Source organism: Chryseobacterium sp. ERMR1:04 (genome assembly GCF_001297705.1).
Lineage (GTDB): Bacteria > Bacteroidota > Bacteroidia > Flavobacteriales > Weeksellaceae > Chryseobacterium.
In genome coordinates this window covers 99,552-120,837 of the sequence record NZ_LIRF01000009.1, presented here as the reverse complement: position 1 = coordinate 120,837, position 21,286 = coordinate 99,552, and the positions used below count along the sequence as shown (strand labels likewise).

26 protein-coding genes are annotated in these 21,286 nt (G+C 32.9%); 11 read left to right on the top strand and 15 right to left on the bottom strand.

Annotated features, from left to right (window positions below; all coding sequences use genetic code 11):
• Positions 1–77 precede the first annotated feature (77 nt).
• From AMQ68_RS23305 to AMQ68_RS23295, 3 genes are read right to left on the bottom strand one after another with little or no spacing between them, the layout of a single operon-like run.
• A complete protein-coding gene (locus AMQ68_RS23305) occupies positions 78–896 on the bottom strand; it encodes a YgcG family protein (protein WP_054513005.1) in 819 nt (272 codons plus the stop codon).
• Complete coding sequence (locus AMQ68_RS23300; protein WP_185113416.1) at positions 877–1,308, bottom strand: TPM domain-containing protein; 432 nt, start codon at positions 1,306–1,308, stop codon at positions 877–879. The genes AMQ68_RS23305 and AMQ68_RS23300 overlap by 20 nt, the downstream gene beginning before the upstream one ends.
• Entirely contained in the window at positions 1,308–1,916 is a 609-nt protein-coding gene (locus tag AMQ68_RS23295) for a LemA family protein (RefSeq protein ID WP_054513003.1), read from the bottom strand. The genes AMQ68_RS23300 and AMQ68_RS23295 overlap by 1 nt, the downstream gene beginning before the upstream one ends.
• A 75-nt stretch (positions 1,917–1,991) precedes the next feature.
• Between AMQ68_RS23295 and AMQ68_RS23290 the strand changes: the two genes are divergently transcribed.
• Positions 1,992–2,486 (top strand): dihydrofolate reductase, encoded by a 495-nt coding sequence (locus AMQ68_RS23290; RefSeq protein ID WP_054513002.1) that lies wholly within the window; start codon positions 1,992–1,994, stop codon positions 2,484–2,486.
• A 199-nt stretch (positions 2,487–2,685) separates the two neighbouring features.
• Positions 2,686–3,252, top strand: a complete 567-nt coding sequence (locus AMQ68_RS23285) for a hypothetical protein (RefSeq protein WP_054513001.1) — start codon at positions 2,686–2,688, stop codon at positions 3,250–3,252.
• Positions 3,253–3,367: 115 nt separating this feature from the next.
• Here the strand turns inward: AMQ68_RS23285 and AMQ68_RS23280 are convergent, their stop codons facing one another.
• Genes AMQ68_RS23280 through AMQ68_RS23265 form a run of 4 tightly spaced genes read right to left on the bottom strand, consistent with a single transcriptional unit; the run spans position 3,368 to position 5,899 of the window.
• Positions 3,368–4,000: a trimeric intracellular cation channel family protein gene (locus tag AMQ68_RS23280; protein WP_054513000.1), complete on the bottom strand. Its 633-nt coding sequence runs from the start codon at positions 3,998–4,000 to the stop codon at positions 3,368–3,370.
• Positions 4,001–4,040: 40 nt separating this feature from the next.
• A complete protein-coding gene (locus AMQ68_RS23275) occupies positions 4,041–4,403 on the bottom strand; it encodes a four helix bundle protein (protein WP_054512999.1) in 363 nt (120 codons plus the stop codon).
• Between the two features lie 36 nt (positions 4,404–4,439).
• Complete coding sequence (gene coaD, locus AMQ68_RS23270; RefSeq protein ID WP_054512998.1) at positions 4,440–4,904, bottom strand: pantetheine-phosphate adenylyltransferase; 465 nt, start codon at positions 4,902–4,904, stop codon at positions 4,440–4,442.
• A 2-nt stretch (positions 4,905–4,906) separates the two neighbouring features.
• On the bottom strand, positions 4,907–5,899 hold the full coding sequence (locus AMQ68_RS23265) for a D-alanine--D-alanine ligase (protein WP_054512997.1): 993 nt from the start codon (positions 5,897–5,899) through the stop codon (positions 4,907–4,909).
• A 155-nt stretch (positions 5,900–6,054) separates the two neighbouring features.
• Between AMQ68_RS23265 and AMQ68_RS23260 the strand changes: the two genes are divergently transcribed.
• The 6 genes from AMQ68_RS23260 (at position 6,055) to murI (ending at position 12,961) form a co-directional block, all read left to right on the top strand.
• Positions 6,055–7,137: a PASTA domain-containing protein gene (locus AMQ68_RS23260; protein WP_054512996.1), complete on the top strand. Its 1,083-nt coding sequence runs from the start codon at positions 6,055–6,057 to the stop codon at positions 7,135–7,137.
• Between the two features lie 74 nt (positions 7,138–7,211).
• The gene (locus AMQ68_RS23255) at positions 7,212–8,276 is read left to right on the top strand and encodes an RluA family pseudouridine synthase (RefSeq protein ID WP_054512995.1); all 1,065 of its coding nucleotides are present in this window, start codon (positions 7,212–7,214) and stop codon (positions 8,274–8,276) included.
• 51 nt (positions 8,277–8,327) lie between these two features.
• Positions 8,328–9,278: a type IX secretion system membrane protein PorP/SprF gene (locus tag AMQ68_RS23250; RefSeq protein ID WP_054512994.1), complete on the top strand. Its 951-nt coding sequence runs from the start codon at positions 8,328–8,330 to the stop codon at positions 9,276–9,278.
• A gap of 50 nt (positions 9,279–9,328) precedes the next feature.
• Positions 9,329–10,453, top strand: a complete 1,125-nt coding sequence (gene hemW / locus AMQ68_RS23245; protein WP_082384262.1) for a radical SAM family heme chaperone HemW — start codon at positions 9,329–9,331, stop codon at positions 10,451–10,453.
• Positions 10,454–10,489: 36 nt separating this feature from the next.
• Positions 10,490–12,088, top strand: coding sequence for a DUF4139 domain-containing protein (locus AMQ68_RS23240; RefSeq protein ID WP_054512993.1), 1,599 nt, complete (start codon positions 10,490–10,492; stop codon positions 12,086–12,088).
• Positions 12,089–12,130: 42 nt separating this feature from the next.
• Complete coding sequence (gene murI / locus AMQ68_RS23235; protein WP_054512992.1) at positions 12,131–12,961, top strand: glutamate racemase; 831 nt, start codon at positions 12,131–12,133, stop codon at positions 12,959–12,961.
• A gap of 256 nt (positions 12,962–13,217) precedes the next feature.
• Here the strand turns inward: murI and AMQ68_RS23230 are convergent, their stop codons facing one another.
• Positions 13,218–13,817: a nitroreductase family protein gene (locus AMQ68_RS23230; RefSeq protein ID WP_054512991.1), complete on the bottom strand. Its 600-nt coding sequence runs from the start codon at positions 13,815–13,817 to the stop codon at positions 13,218–13,220.
• Positions 13,818–13,899: 82 nt separating this feature from the next.
• Here AMQ68_RS23230 and AMQ68_RS23225 point away from each other — a divergent pair, with 82 nt between their 5' ends.
• Positions 13,900–14,247 (top strand): helix-turn-helix domain-containing protein, encoded by a 348-nt coding sequence (locus AMQ68_RS23225; protein WP_054512990.1) that lies wholly within the window; start codon positions 13,900–13,902, stop codon positions 14,245–14,247.
• Here the strand turns inward: AMQ68_RS23225 and AMQ68_RS23220 are convergent.
• Positions 14,244–14,822, bottom strand: coding sequence for an RsmD family RNA methyltransferase (locus tag AMQ68_RS23220; RefSeq protein WP_054512989.1), 579 nt, complete (start codon positions 14,820–14,822; stop codon positions 14,244–14,246). The genes AMQ68_RS23225 and AMQ68_RS23220 overlap by 4 nt on opposite strands.
• Before the next feature lie 79 nt (positions 14,823–14,901).
• Between AMQ68_RS23220 and AMQ68_RS23215 the strand changes: the two genes are divergently transcribed.
• A complete protein-coding gene (locus AMQ68_RS23215; protein WP_054512988.1) occupies positions 14,902–16,128 on the top strand; it encodes a PorT family protein in 1,227 nt (408 codons plus the stop codon).
• 53 nt (positions 16,129–16,181) lie between these two features.
• Here the strand turns inward: AMQ68_RS23215 and AMQ68_RS23210 are convergent, their stop codons facing one another.
• The 5 genes from AMQ68_RS23210 to AMQ68_RS23190 all read right to left on the bottom strand — a co-directional run bounded on the left by AMQ68_RS23210 (position 16,182) and on the right by AMQ68_RS23190 (position 18,924).
• Positions 16,182–16,898, bottom strand: coding sequence for a DUF3822 family protein (locus tag AMQ68_RS23210; RefSeq protein ID WP_054512987.1), 717 nt, complete (start codon positions 16,896–16,898; stop codon positions 16,182–16,184).
• 18 nt (positions 16,899–16,916) lie between these two features.
• The gene (locus tag AMQ68_RS23205; protein WP_054512986.1) at positions 16,917–17,411 is read right to left on the bottom strand and encodes a Smr/MutS family protein; all 495 of its coding nucleotides are present in this window, start codon (positions 17,409–17,411) and stop codon (positions 16,917–16,919) included.
• 73 nt (positions 17,412–17,484) lie between these two features.
• A complete protein-coding gene (locus tag AMQ68_RS23200) occupies positions 17,485–17,979 on the bottom strand; it encodes a metallophosphoesterase (RefSeq protein ID WP_054512985.1) in 495 nt (164 codons plus the stop codon).
• The gene (locus tag AMQ68_RS23195; protein ID WP_054512984.1) at positions 17,979–18,428 is read right to left on the bottom strand and encodes a hypothetical protein; all 450 of its coding nucleotides are present in this window, start codon (positions 18,426–18,428) and stop codon (positions 17,979–17,981) included. The genes AMQ68_RS23200 and AMQ68_RS23195 overlap by 1 nt, the downstream gene beginning before the upstream one ends.
• A gap of 64 nt (positions 18,429–18,492) precedes the next feature.
• A complete protein-coding gene (locus AMQ68_RS23190) occupies positions 18,493–18,924 on the bottom strand; it encodes a GNAT family N-acetyltransferase (RefSeq protein ID WP_241775199.1) in 432 nt (143 codons plus the stop codon).
• A 78-nt stretch (positions 18,925–19,002) separates the two neighbouring features.
• Between AMQ68_RS23190 and AMQ68_RS23185 the strand changes: the two genes are divergently transcribed.
• Positions 19,003–20,544, top strand: a complete 1,542-nt coding sequence (locus tag AMQ68_RS23185; protein WP_054512983.1) for a serine hydrolase — start codon at positions 19,003–19,005, stop codon at positions 20,542–20,544.
• A gap of 72 nt (positions 20,545–20,616) precedes the next feature.
• Here the strand turns inward: AMQ68_RS23185 and AMQ68_RS23180 are convergent, their stop codons facing one another.
• On the bottom strand, positions 20,617–21,171 hold the full coding sequence (locus AMQ68_RS23180) for a hypothetical protein (protein WP_054512982.1): 555 nt from the start codon (positions 21,169–21,171) through the stop codon (positions 20,617–20,619).
• Between the last annotated feature and the right edge of the window lie 115 nt (positions 21,172–21,286).

The following is a 21,286-nucleotide window of genomic DNA, read 5'->3' as shown; positions in this document are numbered from 1 at the left end:
GGTGAATTTTTAGGATTTTAAATAAAAAAAAATCGGACAATAGCTGCCCGATTATATTTTATTGGTCTCTTTCTGAATTACCATCCTCCGGAAGCGCCACCGCCGCCAAAACTTCCGCCACCGCCAAAGCCTCCAAAGCCTCCAAATCCGCCGCCACCGCCAGAACTTCCGCCACCGAATCCTCCGCCTCCAAAACTACCTGGGAAAGGAAAGAATCCGCCGGGATAATTTCTGCGACCTCTTCTTGTGATAACTACATCATCGTCGTCGTCATTATTTCCACCTCTTCCGCCGCCTTTGTTTCCAAAAAGAATGCTAAGAATAAGTAAGATCACAAATGCGATAATTATTATTTTTAAAGTACTTCCATTTCCTCCATTGTCTTGGGCTATCGGTTTAAATTTACCTTGTACAGCTTCCATAATGGCTGAGGTCCCTTGGTTGATTCCTTGATACCATTTCCCCTGTTTGAAGTTAGGAGTAACCAGGTAATCTAAGATCTGCCCAGTAACGGATGCTGTTAAATATTGTTCAACTGCTCTTCCTTGTTGAATAGACATGGTGTGATCTTCGGTTGCAATTAAAAAAACAACGCCATTATCAACGCCTTTTTTTCCGATTCCCCATTTTTCACCAAACATGGTTGCCAGAAAATTGATGTCTTCTCCTTTAGTCGAAGGAATGATTATCACTTCAATTTCTGTTGAGGTAGAATCTGCAAATTTTATCAGCTTGTTATTAAGCTGATCTTTTTCCTGTTTTGTTAATAAATTAGCTTCATCAACAACAGGATACAAAATTGCGGGCTTTGGGGGAATCGTATATTGTGCTGATACAAAAGTGTAAAAGCAAATCAATACGAATGATAGTACTATTTTAAGAGAACGTAATCTCATTAGAAAGTTGATTGGGGTTTTCTCCTCTTACAGGAAAATGTTTTTTTAGTTCAGTGCCTGTTTTAAGAATGGCACTTTTTAAAGCCTGATAATAGTTTCCTTTAGCAAATTCTGAAGTGATATCATCATGCAGATGATCCCAAAAAGATTGATATACTTTATCGTGGATTCCGATATCCCCAATAATGGTAAGATACTTTTTTCCAAAATTTACATGAAAAAGCACAGCATTACTTTCTGCAGTTTTATTCTGGCAAAGATTTTTAAAAACCTCAAATGCCCTCTGTGCATTTTGATCTTCAGTAGTACTAGAGTCTATATGCACTCTTATCTCGCCTGTAGAATGTTTTTCTGCGGATTGAATAGCTTCCACGAGGGAAGCTATCTGCTGATCTGTTAAGAAAGTATCCATTATTCAGAGAAAGCGTCTGGTGCTTTTTGAGCTCCTGCTTCAGCTTTGAAGTAAGGCTTCTCTTTAAAGTTGGTAAAATTCGCCAAAATATTATTTGGGAAAGTTTTTATTGATGTATTGTAAACCTTAGCGGCATCGTTGTAGTAAACCGTTTCAGTTCTGATACTATTTTCAATAGCAGTATATTCTCTTTGGAAATTAATGTATTGTTGGTCTGCTTTTAAGTTGGGATAAGATTCTACAACAGCCATTAATCTGCTTAAAGATCCTGATAATTCTCCCTGCGCAGCCTGAAATTTAGCCATATCAGCTTCTGTCATATTCGTAGGATCAATATTGATAGAAGTCGCTTTAGAACGTGCTTCAACAACTTTAGTTAATGTTTCCTGTTCAAATTTAGAATACGCTTTTACGGTTCTTTCCAGATTAGGAATAAGATTGGCCCTTTTTTGATAAACAGTCTCTACATTAGACCATTTTGCATTGACCGTTTGTTCTTGGTCTACAAAATTATTATATCCATTCTTTCCCCAGAAGAAGACAACGACAACAATAATAAGGAGAGCAATACCGATGGTTCCGGCGCTCAGGCAACCTTTATTTTTCATAGTTTAATTTTTTTAATATTTTTTGTGCTAACCAAATATACAAATTATGTGCTAATTTTGCAGAAAATTATTTTAATGACAACAATAGTGGTGGCAATGGGAGAGAAGAATGAAATTGGTTTTGAAAATCAATTACTTTGGCATCTTCCGAAAGATTTAAAACATTTTAAAGATCTTACTTCGGAGCATCCGATTATTATGGGGAGAAAGACATATGAAAGTATCGGGAAGCCACTTCCTAATCGTACCAACATTGTTATTTCAAGAAAGAAGAACTGGTTTGAAGAAGGAATTCTGATTGTAGGAAGTATTAAAGAAGCCGTAAAATTTGCGAAAAAGATCGATGAAGAGGTTTTCATTATCGGTGGAGGGAATGTCTATGAACAAACAATGGAGATTGCTGATAAACTTATAGTTACTCTCGTGAAAGCAGATTTGAAAGCAGATACTTTCTTTCCGAAGATTAATGAAAAGATCTGGAAAAAAACGGAGGAAGTCTTTCATGAAAAAGATGAGAAAAATCAATATGATTTCTATTTTCAAACATTTGAAAGAATTGAAGGTAAATAGTTGACTGTTGATTGTTTTGAAATGCATGAAATTTTTAACCAGAAAGCATCAACAAACAACCATTAACTACCAACCGAATTTCTTATCTTTGCACTTCTTAAATTTTAATAAGGAAACACTCACGACAAAGAGCTTTCTCTGGAAAGGAATATGATCGTAACGAGTGTTCCATCTGACCCATAAAATATACATATAACAGATGAATAAGTACATAAAAATTGTAATTGCAGCACTTCTTATTATTGCAGGTCTTTATTTAATGATCTTCACAAGAAGCCTAGGTTGGGGAATCGTAGTATTTCTTCTTGCCGCATTGCCTATTTTTCTTTTCTTTAAAAACGAATATATCCTTTTGGCATTCTGGCAATTGAGAAAACAAAATATGGATAAAGCCGTGGTATACTTAAGTAATATTAAGGATTATCAAGGTCAGCTTCATAAATCTCAGTACGGTTATTTTCATTATCTACAAGGTTTAACTTTAGCGCAGGAACACCCTACGAAAGTAGAACCGTTAATGAGAAAAGCGTTGGAATATGGCTTGAATATGAAGCATGACAGAGCAATGGCTACGTTAAACTTGGCTGCTGCAGCTATTTCTAAAGGAAGAAAGCAGGAAGGTCAAAAACTACTGGAGGAAGCAAAAAGATTGGATAGTGCAGGAATGATGACAGATCAAATCAAAATGATGAAAGATCAGTTGAAAATGCCAACAATGCAAAAGCACGTACACAATCCTCATATGAGACAGAGAGGGAAATTCTAATATAGATTTTTCACATAAATATATAAATGCACTTGATTTTTCAGGTGCATTTTTTATTTTTAACCGATAAGGGTTTTATTAAAAAGGTAAGAATAGTATGGGCTGAAATTAATAATTACATTTCCGAACTATGATCATATCCATAGAATTTTGGCATTTGCCAATGGTATTTTACGGCTAATGTTCTGATTCCAACAATTAATAAAATGGTGAAAATCTGGATGAAAGTATAAGAGAGTGTAGTATATTTTGTGAGTAATAAAAACACTGAACCACCGACAATACAAGCGGTAGCATAAATTTCTTTTCTAAAGATCAAGGGAATTCTATTCAATAAAATATCCCGAATAATCCCTCCGAAGCAGCCTGTAATAGTTCCCAATCCGATACATATTAAAGGATGGATATCTACATGTAAGCCTTTTTGAACGCCAATGATGGTAAACAATCCCAATCCGAAGCTGTCAAAAATAAATAAAGTCACTTTAAAGTTTTTCTCCAGTGATTTAAATATCATTGTGAAAATACTTGTAATGATGATAACGCCACAGGTTAACAGGTCGTGCATCCAGAAAACAGGAATATCCAATAATAAATCTCTAACAGTTCCGCCTCCAACAGAAGTTACGAAGGCAATAATAAGTACCCCAAACGGATCAAGACGTTTTTGCATCGCTGCAAAACTTCCCGACATTGAAAAGGCAATCGTTCCGAGTACTTCTATGGCAAAATTGAACTGTTCGTGCATATAGTATGAGTAATGAGTAATTGGTAATGAGTGATATAAATTATTCCGTTTTATTTTGTGATAATTTAAATTTATAGGTTGTCATTACTTTTACGAGTTCTTCACATTCTGATTTTAAATTTAAAATATTTTCAGGACTTAGATATCCAAGTTCCTCAATTATTTCCAACCAAAGTTGAGTTTCATCAATTTCCTCAACAACAATACAGATTTTAGCAAATCTTTCTTTTTCAGATCTGGCTCTTGCAACTGCTCTATAATTTGCAGCTACAGAAGTGGAAGACCTTATAATTTGCTTTCTAATGATTGAAAGGGCATCAGAATAAGGTAATGATGATAATGATTTAATAATGGAAATAGAGAAATTTTTGGTTCTGTCTCTAAATAGTTGATTAAAATCCATCGTATTAAATATTACGTATTACCAATTACTCATTATTTATAATTTCACTCTTACTGCTTCAGGAACCAATAATTCATACTCGCCGCCGTGGTTGATGATTTCTCTCACGATGCTGCTGCTGATGAATGATTTTCCTGATGAGGTTAATAAAAATACGGTTTCTAATTTTTTATGAGCTAAGGTTCTGTTGGTGTGAGCAATGGCTTTTTCAAATTCAAAATCTGCAGGATTTCTTAATCCTCGAAGAATGTACTGAGCATTTTTCTCAAAACAAAAGTCAACAGTTAGACCTTCAAAATAATCTACTTCTACGTTGGGGAATTCGGCAACAGAATTTTGAATAAATTCCACCCTTTTTTCCAGGGGAAACATGTATTTCTTCTGAGAATTCTGCCCAATGGCAATAATTAATTTATCAAAAAGCGGAGCCGCTCTTTCAATAATGTCGTAATGTCCTAAAGTGATAGGATCAAATGATCCCGGGAAAACAGCAATTTTCATACTTACTTTAATTTTTTAGCTAAAGCTTTTTCAACTTCATTTCCGCAAAGATCTGTGATAGAAATTCCATAGATTTTTGCCTGTTGAGGAAGAATACTTGCCGGAGAAAATCCAGGGTTTGTATTCATTTCTAACATATAGGGAATACCGTCCATCAAAATAAACTCACTGCGTGAAAAGCCACTCATTCCTAGAGAATCGTAGGCTCTTTTTGAGATTTCTTCCACTCTTTTTGTAGTTTCGGCATCAATTCTGGCAGGGGTAATTTCTTCGGAAGCGCCTTCATATTTAGCTTCGTAATCAAAGAACTCATTTTGAGGAACAATTTCTGTAATTCCTAACACAATGGTTTCTCCTTTAAAGTCTATAACGCCTACTGAAACTTCCATTCCGTCTAAGAAACTTTCAATTAAAATCTCATCATCTTCTTTAAAGGCAATTTCTGTTGCAGCAATTAATTCAGACTTTTCTTTTACTTTAGAAATTCCCAGAGAAGAACCAGACTGATTAGGTTTAACAAAAACAGGAAGTCCTAGATTTTCGATGATCTCATCTACATTAATGTCTTCTCCTTTTCTTAAATAAACACTTTTCGCAGAAGGAATTCCGTATTTTGACAATACCGCTAACGTATCTTTTTTGTTAAATGTTAAAGCGCTTTGATAAAAATCACATCCTGTATAGGTTTGCCCGATAGCATCCCAGTACGCTTGTAAAATTCCATTTTCGCCCGGAGTTCCATGGATAATGTTAAAGCAAACATCAAATGTCAGCTGCTCATTATTATCTAATGTTACAGAGAAGTCCCCTTTATTAATGGCATATTTCTTATCATTTTCACCTAGAAAATACCACTCCTCTTTAAGGATAACTACCTTATATACATTATATAGATCTCTGTCTAAAGAATCATAAATTAATTGACCGCTTTTTAGGGAGACAACATATTCGTCGGAATAGCCTCCCATAACTACGGCAACACTTTTTTTGCTCATAACCTATAGTATCAATTGAGGCAAATTTAATGATTTTATGTAATGCAATAAGTGAAATTCCGAAAATTTGAATTCAAAAATGAATTGTGTTAAATAAAAAGGACATTCTAAAATTATTAATTATATTTGCGGTTATAATTAAAGTATTTTTAAGTATGCTTAAATCACTTTTCAATTGGAGAGTTTTACTGAACGTATTGTTAGCTATCGTGGTCTTTGTAGGCCTTGTGTGGCTTACATTTCGTTGGTTAGAATACCATACGAAACATGGTCAGGAAACGCCAGTTCCAAATGTAGTAAATAAATCGGTCTATGATGCTGTCAAGATATTGGAAGACACAGGACTAGATTATGAAGTAGATAGTGCTACTTATGATCCAAAATACAGACCTTTTCAGGTTCTTAAAATGTCTCCATCTGCGGGTTCCCGTGTGAAAGATGGTAGAGCCATTCAGCTAAGAGTTAATCCGAGAACTTGGGCTCCTGTAGCCATTCCGGATGTGATTAATAAATATTCAGGTTTAGCTTTCCAAAGAATAAATCAGGTAGGATTAAAAATCGGAGATACTATTTTTGAACCAAGTATTCAGAAAGATGCTATTCTTAGAGTATTATTCAAAGGAAATGCAGTAAAACCTGGAACATTGATTCCTAGATTCTCAACCATTGATGTGGTTGTGGGTTCTGGGCCAATGAGAAATATCTCAATACCAAATGTGGTAGGGTTAACAGTGAAAGAAGCACGAGGCGTTATTGCAAGAAGTATGTTTGAAGTAGGTCTTGTAGAACATGAGGACGGAAGTAAAGATGAATCTGATATTATTTATTATCAGGATCCTGCTTCAGGAGATGTCAGGGACCAGGGAATGCAGATAGATCTTTGGGCAAGTAAGAAAACACCGGCTGAACTGAATGCAAAAATTGAACAGTTAAATTCTATATACAGAATGAAGGTTGATACTTCACTGCCTCCTGTACGTTACGAAGAAGCTCATAACTATCCAGCTCCTCAAGAAGCAGCTCCTGTTGTTCAGGTTCCGGTTCATAAAACAGAACCAGTAAAGACAGAGCCTAAGCCTGCGGCAACGAAACCTGCTGCATCTACAACTGAAAAACCAAAACCTTCTGCAAGCACTAACACTGCTAATACAGGAAGTAGTAATAAATCAACAACACCTACAAATACTCCACAGCAACCCGCTCAAAAGCCTAAAGCTAAAAAAGTAGTCGTAGAATAATAAAAATTTATCATAACAATTAAGGCTTCAACTTTCATAATGTTGAAGCCTTTTGTGTAAAAAAATAAAAAGAAATGACAGAAGATAACGAAGATTTTTTAGATGAAGAATTGTTAGATCCCAACAATATTGATATTGAAGAGGAGAATAGCGGATTGTATGAGCATCTTAATATCACTGTTGATAAAAAACAAGAACCGTTAAGAATAGATAAGTTTCTATTAATATACCGTCAGAATTCTTCACGAAACAAAATCTCACAAACGTGCAGAGCCGGAAATGTTGTGGTTAACGGATTACCGGTAAAACAAAACTATCGTGTAAAGCCGGGCGATCATGTTTCTGTATTATTGGCCCATCCTCCAAGGTTGAATGTTATTGTTCCACAAAATATTCCAATTAATATTGTTTATGAGGATGATGATTTGGTGGTGGTAGATAAAAATCCGGGAATGGTAGTTCATCCGGGATTTGGAAACTGGGACGGAACGTTAGTAAATGCCCTTGCTTATCATTTTGAACAAAATAACCAAAAGTCTGATCTGGATAGAGTAGGATTGGTGCATAGAATTGATAAAGATACTTCAGGCTTATTGGTAATTGCTAAAAATGAATATGCTTTAAGTTTTCTTGCAAAACAGTTTTTCGAAAGAAAAACCAAAAGATTATACTGGGCTTTTGTGTGGGGGAATGTGAAGGATGATGAAGGAACAATCACCGGCCACATCGGTAGACATCCTAAAAATAGAATGCAAATGCATACTTATGTAGACGGAAGCCACGGCAAGCATGCAGTAACCCATTATAAAGTCCTTGAAAGATTTAAGTATATGACTTGGGTGGAATGCAAATTAGAGACGGGAAGAACCCATCAGATAAGAGCGCACTTCAAACATATTGGTCATACCCTGTTTAATGACGAAAGATATGAAGGTCATACGCCATTACGAGGAGTTAACTTACCTAAGTATAAGCAATTTATAAAAAACGTATTCGAAATTTTACCAAGACATGCTCTTCATGCTCATACTTTAGGATTTATACATCCTACAACAAAAATGGAATTGTATTTTGAGAGCCCAATGCCCCAAGATATGACGGATGCCGTAAAAAAATGGAGAAATTATTTAGAAAACTAAAAATATATTGAGAATTTTTTTATATTTGTTGAATTGAAATCAAGATTTGTTATGAGAAAACTATATGCTATGGTGTGTTTGGCTCTTTTGTCAAATGCATATAAAGCACAAGAAACATTACCATACTATCAACAATATCTTTTGGATGGTGAGTTCCTGTTCAACCCTGCACAATACGGTAAAACGGACTATGTTCAGCTTAATCTTAACTACCAACAACAATTTTCAAAGTTTAGCGAATCTCCAAATGTACAATCAGTTGGGATTAATGCGAATATCTTTGATAGATTAGGGGCTGGTATTTCTGTTTTTAGAGATAGTAATGGACCTATCTCGGCTGGAGGTATTACGGCTGGTGCTTCATATTTCATTCCTCTTAGCAGTGAAGGAGACAGAAAAGATCAATTCTCTTTCGGTACAAGTGTAAGCTTGTATAATATGAATTTTGATTATTCAAAAATTAACACTGAAGATGCGTCTGACCCTTTATTACAAGGTGCTGAAAGCAATATCTTTATGGCTTATGCCAACTTTGGGGTAGCAGCTACGTATCACAATATCTTTGCAGGCGTTTCTGTTAATGACATCGCTCTATCGAATGATGAGTCTATTGTTAACGGTCGTGAGCCTTCTCCAATCAAATTCTTCTTAAACTTAGGATATGATTGGCACTTTGCAGATAATATGTATGTTACACCATCTGCATTGATCAACCTTAATACCAACTCTACAAGAACTGTTGATTACAACTTAATGGCAACATTCTTTAACGATATCAATTCGTTCTCGTTCGGAGTAAACTATAGATCTGTTCAGAATAGATTTGATAGCCAACAATTAAGTATCTCTCCAATTGTTAAAGTAAGATTTAATAAATTTATGGTAGGTGCTAGTTATAACCTTGGATTGTCTGATATTCAGACGTATGGAGGGAATAGCTTCATGATTGGATTGGGGTATAACTTTGATAACTTCATTAATCATAGAGGTTATAGATATTAATCAATTTAATTTAAATAAATTTGAGCTCTGATTTTTTCAGAGCTTTTTTTATGATTTATATTCACATTCCGTTCTGTAAACAAAAATGCAGCTATTGTAATTTTCATTTCTCAACATCTTTAAATTTTAAGGATGAAATGCTTGCTGCAATGAAGAAAGAGATCTTTTTACGAAAAGACGAACTGCAGAATAAAAATTTACAGTCCCTTTACTTTGGAGGTGGTACGCCTTCCATTCTCTCTGTTGATGAGATCAATTCTTTGATTGATGAGGTGTTAAAGCATTTCAGTTTTGATAAGGATATTGAAATTACCTTAGAAGCCAACCCTGATGATTTAGATAAAAGCTTTTTAAAAGGGTTATCAAATTCTTATGTGAATCGTCTTTCAATAGGAACTCAAAGTTTCTTTGAAGAAGATTTGAAATTGATGAATCGTGCACATAATGCTTCCGAAGCAGAAAGTTCTATTAAAAGAGCTCAGGATTTTGGGTTTGAAAACTTAAGTATAGACCTTATTTATGGTTCACCAACTTCTAATCTTGAAATCTGGAAACAGAATCTAAAAAAAACCATTGCTTTAGAAGTACCTCATATTTCTTCTTATGCGCTGACTGTTGAGCCAAAAACAGCATTGGAAAACTGGATCTCAAAAGGAAAAGTTGCCAATCCTAAAGAAGAAGAGCAGAATGAAGAGTTTTATTATCTCTCAGACTTCCTAAAAGATCATGGGTTTGATCATTATGAGGTTTCCAATTTTGCTAAACCAGGCTTTTATTCAAGGCATAATTCTTCATATTGGAAATATAAAGAGTATTTGGGAATAGGTCCGTCTGCACATTCTTACAACGGACATGATACAAGAAGTTGGAATGTCGCCAATAATCAACAATACATTAAAAAATTAAACTCAAATATTATCGCTAAAGAGACCGAAATTCTTTCTCTGGAAGATCAATTTAATGAAATGATCATGATTGGGTTGAGAACAATTTGGGGCGTAGATCTTGAAAGTTTGAATCATAAATTCTCAAATAAGATTTTAGATACGTTTCAAAATGATATTAAATCTAAGGTTTCCGACGGTATTTTAGTCGTTGAAAACAATCACCTTAAGATTCCTGAGAAACATTGGTTTATGGCAGATGGGATTGCTTCAGACTTATTTATTATCTAATTTATATTAAAAATTAAAAACCATAAACTATAAACCATGAAGAAATATTTACAACTTATCTGTTTATTTTTTGCTGTTCTATCCTTTTCTCAAAAACCAATTTTTGCCAAAGTGAAAGTGAATGCAGTAAACATTTACAGAACTTCTGCTGAATTGCAAGGTTCGGCTAGTTTTTCTTTACCTGGAGGTTCTTCAGACATTGTAATTACAAATATATCAGATAATGTTTTTCCAAAATCAATACAGATCAATTCGAATAATAAAAATATTAACATTCTTTCAGTGCAGTATGTAAATAATTATTATTCAGAAAATTTAGAAAGTGTAAACCCTCGTTCTAAGATTATTGGAGATAGTATTACTCTTATGAACAATATGATTTCTAAGCTCAATATTGAAAGAGAAACGAGTGAAAAAACGTTAGAACTTCTGGATAAAAATCAAGGACTTTTGGTAGGAAGCAGTTCTTCAAGCGTTGCCCAGCTAATGCAACTTACAGAATATTATAAATCAAAGAGAACTGAAATAAGTACTGCTTTGGTTGATATTTATAAGAAAAGTGAAGAAAATCAACGTAAGCTTGATAGGCTTAATACAAAATTAAGAGAAGTTTCTAAAACTGGAGATGCCAGTTCTAAAAGTGTTTTACTTTTAAAGGTATTCAATACCGGTTCAGGAAACGTAAAAATGGATATTGGATATCTTACAGGAAATGTTTCGTGGGAACCTTTCTATGAAGTTAAAGGAAATAAACTTTCTGAGCCTTTAGATATTACATTTAAAGCAAAGGTTTTACAAACAACGGGACAAGATTGGAAAGGAGTAAAGCTTTCTTTGATTAATGCAAGATCATCTACAAGTAATAATGCCCCTGTCTTGACACCATGGTTTTTAGAATCCTTTAAAAATGCAGATAAAGTTCTAATACAAGGTTATTCAAAACATAGAGATACTATGAGGGAAACAAGAATAGAAGAAGTTGCGGTGGTAGGAATCAGCAAGAGATTTGTATCTAAAGAAAACCTTCTGAACACGAGTTTTGATGTAGATATTCCTTATGATGTTCTATCAAGCAGTGATTATCATTTTATTACGCTAAAAGAAATTAAAGTTCCTGTAATTTATAAATATTATACTGCTCCAAGACAAAATACAAATGCATTTTTAATAGCCAGAATTAAAGATTTTAATCAATATAATCTAATTCCGGGAGAAGCAAGTGTGATATTTGAGAATATGTATGTGGGCGAAACAAAAATTAACCCTGATCAGATAACAGATGAATTGAGTATTACCTTAGGGGATGATAAAAAAATAAGTGTTCGCAAAGAGATTGTTGATGACAAATCAAGCACTAAATTGTTCTCTTCATACCAAGAGAAAACATTTACCTATGATATTATTGTTAGAAATAATAAGAAAGAAGCAATTAATATTGAGATGAAGGACCAAATTCCTTTAAGTAAAAATGAAGATGTAAAAGTAGAATTGCTTCAAACAGATGGTGCAGAGCTCGATAAAGAAAAAGGGTTTTTAACTTGGAATCTTAAAATTTCTGCATCTGAAACAAAGAAAATTAGAATAAGCTATAAGGTAAGATATCCGAAAGATTATTCTATCAGTAATCTTAATTAAATTACGAACTATTCAGTATTTTTGTATAAAATTTCAGCTCACTTGAAAACTAAAAAAGAAAATTACTCGCATCTCTCACCTAAGCAGCCTATCGGAGTTTTTGATAGTGGAGTTGGAGGGTTAACGGTAGCTAAAGAAATAAAAAGACTTCTTCCCCATGAAGATCTGATTTACTTTGGAGATACAAAACACCTTCCGTACGGTGAGAAATCAAAAGAAGCGATCATTGAATATTCTACAAAGATCACCAACTTTTTGTTGGCGCAAAACTGTAAAGCGATTGTAATTGCCTGTAATACGGCGACAGCAAATGCTTTGAATGAAGTGATGGCATCTGTTGCAGGAAAAGTTCCTGTGATTGATGTAATAAATCCTGTTGCCGAAAAAGTTTCCTACGAAATTCATACGAATGTCGGCGTTATTGCTACGAAAGCAACGGTGAATTCGGGGTTATATAAAAAGAGTATTAGAAAGCATAATAAATGGATTAAAGTTGATGAATTAGCAACCCCTTTATTGGTTCCTGCTATTGAGGAAGGCTTTAAAAATCATCCAATCACGCATGCTATTATCTATAATTATTTAAGCAATAATAAACTAAAGAATATTGAAACGTTGATTTTAGGATGTACACATTATCCTTTACTGATTGACGAAATCAAGCAGTATTACGGAAACCGTGTTCGGGTTATAGATTCTCCTAATATTGTAACCAACCATTTGAAGATTATTTTAGACAAGTATCATCTTTTAAATGATAGCAATTCAAAACCGAATTATCATTTTTATCTCTCAGATATCACTAAGAATTTTGAGAAGATCTCTAAGAAATTCTTCGGTAAGAGCATCGATCTTGAACTTAAAGTACTATAAAAATAAAAGCTGTTTCAAACCGAAACAGCTTTTGTATTTAAGTCTATTTAAACTCATTAAAATTTAACCACAAAACAAAAGATTAACACTTTAGTATGTTAATTATTAAACTGCTGATAAGAGCATCTAAGTTTTAAAAATATTTGCATATTGAGCGGAGTCGAAATGTTATTATTTTGAATGGCTTTTGTTTTCTAACAATTAAACAATTGTTAAAAATCAGCGTATAGCTTTTGTCTCTTTTTCGGTTAAAATATTAAAACTCTAGAATTACTTTTTCGGCTTTTAATCTTGTCTTTGGGGTTACTTTAGGTTGATTGCTATCATCTTCAGATCTTTCTCCAATTGCCACAGCAAATAAGGTTTCATACTTTTCATTTTTTAAGATGTCATCATATTTTTCTGGCTCAATTCCTTCCATTGGGGTAGAATCTATATCCATATTGGCACAGGCAGAAAGGAGCACTCCAAGAGATAAATACACTTGATGTCTAAGCCATGATTGGATAGCAGCTTCTCCTTTTGATTTTACAAAATTATTGTAATAATTGATAGAACCTTCCGGCAAGGTTGCTTCAATTTGCTTTTCAAAATCTTCCGAATTTTTTAATACCTGAAAAACTATGATCTGGTTACTTTCTATAATTTTATTTTTATTAAAATAAGAAGCTTCCCCTAATTTTTCTTTGATTTCAGGATTACTCACAAAGACAAAATTCCATGGTTGACTGTTAATCGAAGATGGGCTTAGGTTCAATATTTCTTTCAATTGAGTTACTTGTTCTTCACTAATTGTTCCTTGAGGATTGTATTTTTTTACGGTATACCTCGTTTTCATTTTTTCTAAAAAACTCATAATTTTATACTATCATTTTTATAGTTACAAAATTAATTTAAGTTTATTAACTTTGCAATAACGGTAAAAAATGATAGTATAAATGTATACAGTAGACAACAAGCCTTATCCTTGCTGCACCAGCGTAACGATGAGATTTATAGGCGGAAAATGGAAAGCGGTAATTTTGTTTTATTTAATTGATGGTGCCAAAAGATATAATGAACTGAGGAAATTAATTCCTACCATTACAGAAAGAACGCTTAGTCTTCAATTAAAACAATTGGAAGAAGATAATATTATAGATCGGAAGGTTTACACAAAAAAGCCTCCTTTAATGGTAGAATATTCATTAACTGATTTTGGAAAAACATTGCTTCCTGTCTTAACTGAAATTGCAAAATGGGGGCAGGATGCTGTAGATATTTCAAAAAAAATAACCAAGAATTAAATTTCCTGGTTATCTGTTTCTACTGTATTAGGTTTGAAAAAACTGAAACTTACGTTTCCGTATTTTCGGGTTTCTAAAAAGTTGGGATGATCAAATTTCATTCTGCTTTGATGCTCAACAACCAAAACGCCATTTTCTTTTAGGTATTTGTTATGTAAAACTAAAGAAATAAGTTCGTGGTATTTTTTTTCTTCCATTTCGAAAGGAGCATCAGAAAAAACGATCTCAAAAGATTTTTTGTTTCTGAATTTTTTTAACCAATCAAAAGCATCCCCTCTTTGAACGCTTACTTGTGAAGACATATCCAATTCTGAAGCGGTGGAATTAAGGAAGCTTGTATGTTTAGGGTTCATTTCTACAGAAACGATATCCTTACAACCTCTTGACGCAAATTCGAAAGTAATAGACCCAATTCCTGCGAAAAGATCCAGAACAGAAATCGACTGCATATCATACGTATTTTCTAAAATGCTGAACAAAGCTTCTTTGGCAAAATCCGTTGTGGGTCTTACATCAAAATTCTTTGGAGCTGCTATTTTTTTGGCTTTCCATCTGCCGGATATTATTCTGTACATTATGCAAAGGTAATTATTATAAGTAAAATTCTCTTTCTTTTATATAAATATCTATTTTTGCAACTTAAAAATTATAACTATGAGAAAGTATCTGCTGCCATTTGTGATGTTGGCCATTTTTAGTGTTAAATCATTTGGTCAGAATGTCTTTGAAAAAGGATATTATATCGATAATCAAGGTAGTAAAGTTGAAGGATTGATAAAAAATATGGAATGGGGTAGAAGCCTTGTTCAGTTTGAATTTAAAAATGATGCAACAAGTGCTTCAAAATTAAAAGGAATCAGCGTTGTTAAGGAATTTGAAATTGAAGGGAAAGTAAAATATGTAAGAGCTGATGTCGAAGTTGAAATGTCGAGTGATAATCTTAGTACCTTAAGTGATAGTAAAGATCCAATATTTACTAAAAAAACTGTTTTTCTTAAAGCCCTAGTTGAAGGGAAATATACGTTATATCAATATTCTTATGAAGATGTAAGACGTTTTTTTTATCAAACAGATTCTGACATTAAACCACTAGTTTATAAAAAATATTCAATATCAGATACACAGGTTGCTAAAAATAATATGTTTATTGAACAAATGCAAAGTTTATCAGATTGTGATGATATCAATGATTCTCAAATTTTAAGTATTCAATATAGAGAATCGGATTTGAAAGAATTTTTTATTAGATTTAATACTTGTAAAAATGAAAATTATAAAAGTTTTGAAAAAAAATCAGAAAAAAAATCATTCCATTTATCTATAAGACCTGGAGTTAACTTTTCTTCTCTGGCAATATCAAGTAATGATAACCAAAGTTTATATAATACAGATTTTGGAAATCAAACCAATTTTAGAGTAGGAGTTGAAGCTGAATTTGTAATGCCTTTTAATAATAATAAATGGGCTCTAATTATAGAACCAACTTATCAATACTATAATTCTGAAAAAGAATATACTACAAAAACAATACTAAATGAAGCAGTACCTAATAAAACAACATTAAAGTATTCTTCGATAGAAGTTCCTTTAGGAATTAGGCATTATAGTTTTATTAGTGCTAAATCAAAGGTTTTCGTCAATGCTTCTTTTGTTTATGATGTTGTTTTAGGTGGATCAGAGATTACTTATGAAGAATATAATTATCTTCCAAGAAAGTTTAAATTAGAACCTAATATTAATTTTGCATTTGGAATTGGCTATAAATATGATAATAGATATAGTTTAGAATTTAATTATCATACAAAAAGGGATATTTTAGGGAAGGATATTAAGTCAGATTATAAAACAATCTCTCTTATTTTTGGATATACATTATTTTAATATACTCAACACAGAAAATAAAAAAGGAATGCTCTGCATTCCTTTTTTTATTTTTAATTTAAAATGAAATTCTTATTAGGAATATTATCAAATACAATTTTCAGATTCTTTACAAATTTTTGTAATTCTGAAATAAAGGTTTCATTTTCAGTGGTTTCTCCGTAAGCAAAAAAGTTGGTTTCATTAATTCCAAAATCTATTTTGCTTAATGTAAACATTACAAAATAAAGAAAATCTACCTCTGAATTTACATCCAGATTATTGTATAAGATTATTTTTTTATTGTCAATGGCAAAGAACTCACATTGGTTATGGTAAAGGTTAATGTGAATTTCTTTATTGTTTTTGTTCGTAATCGAATTTAAAAACTTCTCACCTGAAAAATTAAAATGAACCGGAATCGCCAATTCTTTTATCTTATTATAAAAATTTTTCGGGAAGGTATAATAAAACTGAACCTTAAATTTCTTGTTCACAGAAAGCATCAGCTCTTCATTTTCCTTATCAACGGGAGCGTTGTAGGCAATGAGTTCAAAACCTGCATCATGCTCTGAAAATCCTTCAGGCATCAACGTAAAATGGTTCAGCGACGAGATTACATGAATTTCGTCAAATCTTTGTTTTATCAGAACATTATCCAGTTGATCAGTAATAAAATTTTCTGGAGTTTCTTCTGTAACAAAATAAGATTTTTCCTCCAAAATGCTCTTGTTCTTAGCAATTTGGTAGATCAATCCGTCTTTGGTAAAAAGTAAATTAAGTACGTTCATATTACAATTGTTGCAAATTTAGTGAAATTCTACCATTACCGCACCCGATTGATGATGAAGTATTTCTTTATGATAATAATCGAGTTTGCTTTGGCTCTCCAAAACATCCATGACCATTCTCTGTAAAACGCCATCACCTATTCCGTGAACGATTTCTAATCTTTTTAAATTATTCTTTCTGCAAAAGCTGATGACTTCCAACAGCTTTTCTTTTTGAAGAAAAAGTCTCTCAAAGCTATCATAATCATTCGGGTTTTTTACTAGATGATGAAAATGTAGGTCCAATACTAACTGATTTTTATGATGCTTTTTTGACGTCACTTTCTTCGGCTCCGGCTTTCTTTCTACTTTCATATTTTCGTAGATAGAAGCATTATTCGGAACCAATTTTTCTGCTTGGTATTGATAGGTGAAGCCATATTCATCTTTAAAAACCACAGTGTTTCCGTGCACAGAAGTTATCATTCCGCTTAAGTCTTCATCTACCACAGAAACTTTATCACCAATCTTCATTTTTATTATTTTCAATTTTGTCACTCAGACACCAGTTGAATCTTATATTTAGATCCTTGATGCAAATTTAAAGTTATTTCGGTCCCAATTCAATAACCTCAAGATCTTTTATTTCTTCTCCCTCAACCACAAAACGCATCATTGTTCTCATTTTGTGCCAGCCTTGTTTTCCACAAGCTCCAGGATTAAGATGAAGTAATTTGTTCGTTTTATCATACATGGCTTTCAAAATATGGGAATGCCCTGAAATAAATAGTTTAGGAGTTTTTTCAGCAATTTCTTCTTTTGCTAAAGGGGTGTATTTTCCGGGATAACCTCCGATGTGAATCATTAATACTTCTAAGTCTTCACAAAAAAAACGGTTTACTTCCGGAAATTCAGATCGGATCTTTGTGTTGTCTATATTTCCGTAAACACCTTTTAAAGGCTTTATTTTTTCGAGCTCTTCAATAACTTCAAGATTTCCAAAGTCTCCACAATGCCAAATTTCATCAGCCTGTTGGGCATAGTCTAGAATTCGGTCATCAATATAAGAATGTGAGTCGGAAAGGAGGAGGATTTTAGTCATTATCTAACAGTTCTTTCGGTAATATTTTCATCATATTTTTCTTTGAAAATGGCAACACGCTCAGGATTTAATTCTCCATCATGAGTAAGCACTCTTTCTTTGATGAGCCATCTTATCAATTTTTCCATTCCTTTTCTTGAGTTCATGAAATTGGCAATCTTTGCAATATCAGTTGATTCTATTTTAACTTTCTCTGTAAGGAAATTAAGGATAAAATAATCATCGTTTACATATTTTGGAGTTTCATTATCCATATATTTATAAAGCAGAACTTCCTCGTCATCTTTCATAGAAAAGAAAGAATATTGAGCAACATTGATTTTTTCAACTTTTAAAATCTGTTTTCCATCCAGTAAAACTTTATCGTCTTTGATGATGGCTTCCTGTGAAAAATATAAATGAAAACTGAGTACGAATAAAAAGAAAGTAAATAGCTTTTTTGCTGTCATTATATTGAGTTAGTTTTTGCAAAGATAAGCTTTGAAATTACTTTATAAAGTAATTTGATAAATTCTAGATTCCTCTTCCCAAGGATGATACCCCCTGAGCAATATATTGAAACCCATATTTTTCGTATAAGCCTATATGATCTGTACAAAGATTTAGGTATTTAAATCCGCCTTCTCTGGTATCTTGTTTTGCTTTATTTAAGAGTAATGAAATGTAATTGTTTCCTCTGTGATTTTCTTCAATAAAAATAGCGCAAACCCAAGGATACAAATCTCCCCGGCTGATGAAGTCATTCGTTATTAAACCTGCGCAACCTATAATTTGATATTCTTTTTCTAAAAGATACCATTGTGGTAAAAACTGTTCTGCATTAATGCTGTGAGTTATACAATCTTCATACATCTTTGGATAAATATCTGGCCAGCTTTTTTGTAAATATTGTATAGCGATATCTTTATATTCTGGGGTTTGTCGTACAGAAATAATTTTCACCATAATCTTTATTTTGTTTATAGAAAACCAAATTTACTCAATAAATGTTGAATTGATTAACTTCGTAAAAATTTAAAAATAATGAAGCATAACTTTTCTTTGTTCTTTATTCTGTTCTCTCTGATCTCTTTTGGGCAGGTTGAAGAAAAGAAACTGGACGAACTGATCCAGAATACGTTGAAAACTTTTGATGTTCCAGGAATGTCAGTCGGAATTGTAAAAGATGGAAAACTGATTTATTCAAAAGGAGTAGGCGTACGTTCTTTAACAACAAAGCAGCCGATGGATGCCAATACGTTGGTAGGAATTGCTTCCAACTCAAAAGGTTTTACCTGTACGGCATTAGCGATTTTAGCAGATGAAGGAAAATTAGACTGGAATGATAAGGTTTCAAAATATATTCCTGAATTTCAAATGTATGATCCTTATGTTTCGCAAAATGTTACCATTAAAGATTTAGTGACACACAGAGCAGGCTTAGGGTTAGGGCAGGGTGATCTAATGTTTTTCCCAGAAGGAGGTAGTTTAACGGTAAATGATATTATACATAACGTAAGATATTTACAACCTGAAAACCCATTCAGAACCACTTTAGATTATAATAATGTGATGTTTATTGTTGCCGGAGAAGTGATTCACAGAGTTTCAGGATTAAGTTGGGCAGATTTTATCGAACAAAGAATTATGAAACCTGTTGGGATGACCTCAAGTTTCGGAAGTTACAACAGAGCAAAAGCAATTACTAATAAAATTGATGCTCATGCGCCTGTAGACGGAAAATCAATCGCAGTTCCTCACGACTGGAATGAAACAGCCAACGCAGCAGGCGGAATTATGAGTAACATTATAGATATGACGACTTGGGCGGAATTTCTATTGAATAATTTCACAACGAAAGACGGCAAAAAATTAGTTTCAGATAAAAATGTACAACAGCTTTGGAGCTTACAGATTCCTGATAGAGTAGCGGCAAAAAATCCTTATGATACCAGTTTTTATGGGTACGGAATGGGCTGGTTTTTAAGTGATGTTAAAGGTCACAAACAAGTTCAGCATACAGGCGGATTAATTGGAACGGTAACGCAGTTTACTTTAATTCCGGATCTGAAATTAGGAATTGTAGTTTTAACCAACCAACAGTCAGGGGCAGCTTTCAACACCATTACCAATACGGTAAAAGATTCTTATTTAGGCGTGGCAGACAGAAATTGGCTGAAAACGTATGGCGAGAGAATGACAAAAAATGAAGCCGTTTATGAAAAGCAAAAGAAAGAAGCTTTCGCAACATCTGAGTCATTTAAAAAAGATAAAAACCTTCAGCCTAAGGCCGAACAATTTGTGGGTAAATACAATGATGTTTGGTTTGGAGATGTAGAAATCTCTCAGAAGGGGAATACTTATACTATTGCATGTAAAAACTCACCAAGATTAAAAGGGGAGCTCCTTCCATACTCCAATAACTCTTTCATTATAAAATGGGACGACAGAAGTTACGATGCTGATGCCTATATTATTTTCAATTATGATGAAAACGGAAAAGCGGTATCTGCAAAACTAAAACCTATTTCCGATGTTACAGATTTCAGTTTTGATTTTGATGATCTGGATTTGAAAAAGAAATAAAGTATACTTTTTTAGTTCAATACTTAATAATTAAAAGCCTTCCAATTTCTATTTTGGAAGGCTTTTAATTTTTTATTTTAAATTTTTACTCGCCATTTTACAATCTATCATTTTGTATCCCTGTAATTCAAATTTGATTGTTTTCTTATCAAGCATATCTATTCCATTTTTGTTGACTAAAGTACCACTTGCGGGATATAAATATCCATTTTTTTGAAGATAAAATCCTTGGTTTTTAGAGCTCTCATCATTACTTATTAATGTCTGAATAACTTTCAGGGTATCTCCTACCTTTATACCACTTAAGTTAGCCACAATAATATTATTTCCTTTTTGGTCAGATTCTTTTATATCAGATCCAAAATATCTGTTAAATATCTTTCCTGTGATTTTTCCTCCATTCTCATTAATGGAAATCATCGTACTATCTTTATAGCTTTTATCTATATGTATTTGTAGATAGCAGGTAGTTTTGGAATTGATTTGATAATCTTTTGGAGTTGTTGAAAATGTTGGGATAGAATCTATAATTATTGGTTTGTTTTCTGTTGTTGTGTTGTTTTTCTTGTTACAACTTACCATACATAAGAATAGAGAAAGTAAACTTACAGCGATAATTTTTTTCATAAATATAAATTTGTTTTGATGAAACAAATTTACGCACAAGTTGATGATTTTAAATTGTTTACGATTTAATTTAAAGATAAGTTCGTTTTTATGATTTTATATTCTATTAAAACAA

Coding starts and splice junctions, on each gene's coding strand:
- coaD (WP_054512998.1), bottom strand. CDS start 4,904: ATGAAAATTGCTGTTTTCCCGGGATCATTTGATCCTATCACTTTAGGA.
- AMQ68_RS23255 (WP_054512995.1), top strand. CDS start 7,212: ATGACAGAAGATAACGAAGATTTTTTAGATGAAGAATTGTTAGATCCC.
- AMQ68_RS23260 (WP_054512996.1), top strand. CDS start 6,055: ATGCTTAAATCACTTTTCAATTGGAGAGTTTTACTGAACGTATTGTTA.
- AMQ68_RS23205 (WP_054512986.1), bottom strand. CDS start 17,411: ATGAAGATTGGTGATAAAGTTTCTGTGGTAGATGAAGACTTAAGCGGA.
- AMQ68_RS23300 (WP_185113416.1), bottom strand. CDS start 1,308: ATGGATACTTTCTTAACAGATCAGCAGATAGCTTCCCTCGTGGAAGCT.
- AMQ68_RS23295 (WP_054513003.1), bottom strand. CDS start 1,916: ATGAAAAATAAAGGTTGCCTGAGCGCCGGAACCATCGGTATTGCTCTC.
- AMQ68_RS23185 (WP_054512983.1), top strand. CDS start 19,003: ATGAAGCATAACTTTTCTTTGTTCTTTATTCTGTTCTCTCTGATCTCT.
- AMQ68_RS23240 (WP_054512993.1), top strand. CDS start 10,490: ATGAAGAAATATTTACAACTTATCTGTTTATTTTTTGCTGTTCTATCC.
- hemW (WP_082384262.1), top strand. CDS start 9,329: ATGATTTATATTCACATTCCGTTCTGTAAACAAAAATGCAGCTATTGT.
- AMQ68_RS23265 (WP_054512997.1), bottom strand. CDS start 5,899: ATGAGCAAAAAAAGTGTTGCCGTAGTTATGGGAGGCTATTCCGACGAA.
- AMQ68_RS23275 (WP_054512999.1), bottom strand. CDS start 4,403: ATGGATTTTAATCAACTATTTAGAGACAGAACCAAAAATTTCTCTATT.
- AMQ68_RS23190 (WP_241775199.1), bottom strand. CDS start 18,924: ATGGTGAAAATTATTTCTGTACGACAAACCCCAGAATATAAAGATATC.
- AMQ68_RS23280 (WP_054513000.1), bottom strand. CDS start 4,000: ATGCACGAACAGTTCAATTTTGCCATAGAAGTACTCGGAACGATTGCC.
- AMQ68_RS23305 (WP_054513005.1), bottom strand. CDS start 896: ATGAGATTACGTTCTCTTAAAATAGTACTATCATTCGTATTGATTTGC.
- AMQ68_RS23180 (WP_054512982.1), bottom strand. CDS start 21,171: ATGAAAAAAATTATCGCTGTAAGTTTACTTTCTCTATTCTTATGTATG.
- AMQ68_RS23225 (WP_054512990.1), top strand. CDS start 13,900: ATGTATACAGTAGACAACAAGCCTTATCCTTGCTGCACCAGCGTAACG.
- AMQ68_RS23195 (WP_054512984.1), bottom strand. CDS start 18,428: ATGACAGCAAAAAAGCTATTTACTTTCTTTTTATTCGTACTCAGTTTT.
- AMQ68_RS23200 (WP_054512985.1), bottom strand. CDS start 17,979: ATGACTAAAATCCTCCTCCTTTCCGACTCACATTCTTATATTGATGAC.
- AMQ68_RS23220 (WP_054512989.1), bottom strand. CDS start 14,822: ATGTACAGAATAATATCCGGCAGATGGAAAGCCAAAAAAATAGCAGCT.
- AMQ68_RS23285 (WP_054513001.1), top strand. CDS start 2,686: ATGAATAAGTACATAAAAATTGTAATTGCAGCACTTCTTATTATTGCA.
- AMQ68_RS23250 (WP_054512994.1), top strand. CDS start 8,328: ATGAGAAAACTATATGCTATGGTGTGTTTGGCTCTTTTGTCAAATGCA.
- AMQ68_RS23290 (WP_054513002.1), top strand. CDS start 1,992: ATGACAACAATAGTGGTGGCAATGGGAGAGAAGAATGAAATTGGTTTT.
- AMQ68_RS23215 (WP_054512988.1), top strand. CDS start 14,902: ATGAGAAAGTATCTGCTGCCATTTGTGATGTTGGCCATTTTTAGTGTT.
- AMQ68_RS23210 (WP_054512987.1), bottom strand. CDS start 16,898: ATGAACGTACTTAATTTACTTTTTACCAAAGACGGATTGATCTACCAA.
- AMQ68_RS23230 (WP_054512991.1), bottom strand. CDS start 13,817: ATGAGTTTTTTAGAAAAAATGAAAACGAGGTATACCGTAAAAAAATAC.